We start from the raw sequence: 2,335 nt of genomic DNA, 5'->3' as shown, positions 1-2,335 counted from the left end.
TTCCACGCCCGTGCGCTGGCCATAAGGCAACCGCAGGCCACGTCCAAGCGTCTGCTCCGTCAGAATGTCGGAAGCCGATGCGCGCAATGGGACGATCGTGTAGAGGTTGGTTACGTCCCAGCCTTCCTTCAGTTTGTTGACGTGAATGACGATATCGGTCGTCGCATCATGCTCCAGTGCGACAAGCTTCTCGGTCGCCTCTTCAGTCTCCTCCGCGCGCGTTCCGGAATGAACCTCGATCACGCGACCCTGGTAGCGCCCCCGAAAGAAACCATCCGATTCCAGGTATCGCCGGATTTCGCTGGCGTGCGTGGTGTCTTGCGCCACGACCAACATGAAGGGATGGACAAGCTTGCGCCCGGTCTGTTGTGCATAGATCGCTAGCTCTGCCTTAGTGTTTTCATGGCAGTGAATCCCGTCCTCAAGCTTCATCCGTTCAAGCTGTTCCGGCGTGATGCTGTCGACGCGAAACCCTTCGCGAGTGGCGACGGCCGGGTCTTTCACATAGCCCTCGGCCATCGCCTGTCCAAGCGGGTAATCGAGAACCACGTTCTTGAACGCAACCGATTTGGCTCCAACCGAACGTGGTGTCGCCGTCAATTCGAGGCCGATAACAGGTTTCAGTTCGGCAATGGCGTTCATGCCCGCCTTGGCGCGATAGCGGTGCGCTTCGTCCATCAAGAGGACAAGGTCCGGAAGGGCCGACAGGTACTCGAAATAGGACTCGCCGATATATTCATGGAGCTTACGGATGCGCCCCTGCTCCTTGTTCACCTTGTCGATGTTGAAGATGAACACGATAGCGGTCTGGCCCAGAAGGTCGCCACGCACGGCGTAGCCGCGTTCCCAGTTGTCCCCGGTCTCGACTATGGGCGGAAGCTGCGCGAATTCAGCGATGCCCCGGAATACGTATTTTGAGGAGTTCTGCCGACTGAAATCGTCGACGAGCTTGTCGTAAATAGTGGTGTTCGGTGCGAGGATAAAGAAGTGCTTCGACCGTCCTGAGAGATAGAGATAGGCAATGAAAGCGCCCATGAGGCGCGTCTTGCCGACCCCTGTCGCAAGCGCGAAACAGAGCGACGGGAAATCGCGCTCGAAATCCGTCACCGTGGCATAGGTCGCCTTGATTGCGTCAAGTGCGACGACGGGATCAGCGCCCTTGGAAAATTCGATGGTGTTGAGCACGTCCGCCAAGATGTCGAGCGCCTCAGCCTGGGGCGTGCGCAGTGAAAGGCGAGCCTTTATCTGCTGAAGCAGCCGTTGGGAGGTCATGCCTCATCCTCCGCATTGTCAAAAAGCGGCAAGGCTGCCGCTGCGGCTTTGCCGCGCTTCGACGCGTCCGGCTCCGCCACCTCATCGAAATCCACCTTCTCCGGCAGGTTCGCAATTTTTAGCGAATAGTCGTCTCGACCCCATTCGCACTTCGCGAGGATTGAATGAGGAATCTTCTTCACCGTCAGGTTCGGAAAACTGTCTTCCTTCGCGTTAAAGGCCTTGCAGCAAACCAGCAGGCTGCGCTTGGATCCGACTTCCTCCGATAGCTTTTTCAGCGCGTCATAGGTCAGCGACTGGGTCGTCACGAATACGAAATCGCTTTCGGTCGAGTACCCGTGCCGCCAGTATTCGGCCGGGTCTTGGCTGGGCGCATAGGTGAAGCCTAGATGCTTGCAGAGCGCCTCGGCTAGCATGGCAGCATTGTATTCCTTGGATATAACCCAATTGCCGAAACGGTCTTTTTCCAGAAGCGACGGCGCAAGGCGATAGAACCGAAACCCGCCTCCGCCTTCCCATCCGGTCGCTGCCGTTATGCCGCCAGGATCATCGCCATCTATGACTTTCCTCAGCCTCGGGACAATGTGGGTGACAGCATGGTTGCCCAACTCGACCATGATCCAACGACGGCCCATTTTGTGCGCGACTGCCCCCGTGGTCCCGGACCCTGCGAATGAATCGAGGACGAGATCACCGGGACTAGTGGCAATGTGAAGAATCCGCTGAAGCAAGCGCTCGGGTTTTGGAGTGGCGAAGACATCATCCGGATTGAATGCCTTTACCTCGGTTTTGGCCTCATGATTATGCCCGACATCTGAACTTAGCCACACTGTCAGCGGTGGGGTTCCCGTATTCGACAACTCCGAAAGAAAGGTCTTTCGTGATGGCTGTGAAGTGCCGCCTTGTCCAAACCAAATCTCGCTGTTCTCGTCCATCCGTCGCAACGACTCTTCAGAGAATCTTGGAAAGGTTCCTGAAGGGGGCCGCCAAACGAACCCATTCTTGAACTGAAAGCTGAATCCTTTTGCCTTCGCGCTGCCGCTCTTCGCGTGCAGTGGTGTAG

The 2,335-nt window shown here is 57.0% G+C and carries 2 protein-coding genes; both read right to left on the bottom strand.

Going from position 1 to position 2,335, the window contains the following annotated elements:
- Positions 1-1,272: DEAD/DEAH box helicase family protein (locus EN969_RS27070; protein WP_164758526.1), on the bottom strand; the 1,272-nt coding region annotated here is incomplete at its 3' end.
- A partial coding sequence (locus tag EN969_RS27065; protein WP_164758525.1) for a site-specific DNA-methyltransferase occupies positions 1,269-2,335 on the bottom strand: 1,067 nt, incomplete at its 5' end. The genes EN969_RS27070 and EN969_RS27065, both read right to left, overlap by 4 nt.

Source organism: Mesorhizobium sp. M7A.F.Ca.CA.003.01.2.1 (genome assembly GCF_003998945.1).
Classification (GTDB): Bacteria; Pseudomonadota; Alphaproteobacteria; order Rhizobiales; family Rhizobiaceae; genus Mesorhizobium; species Mesorhizobium ciceri.
The sequence above is the reverse complement of the archived record's forward strand: the minus strand, read 5'-3'. Positions and strand labels throughout refer to the sequence as shown.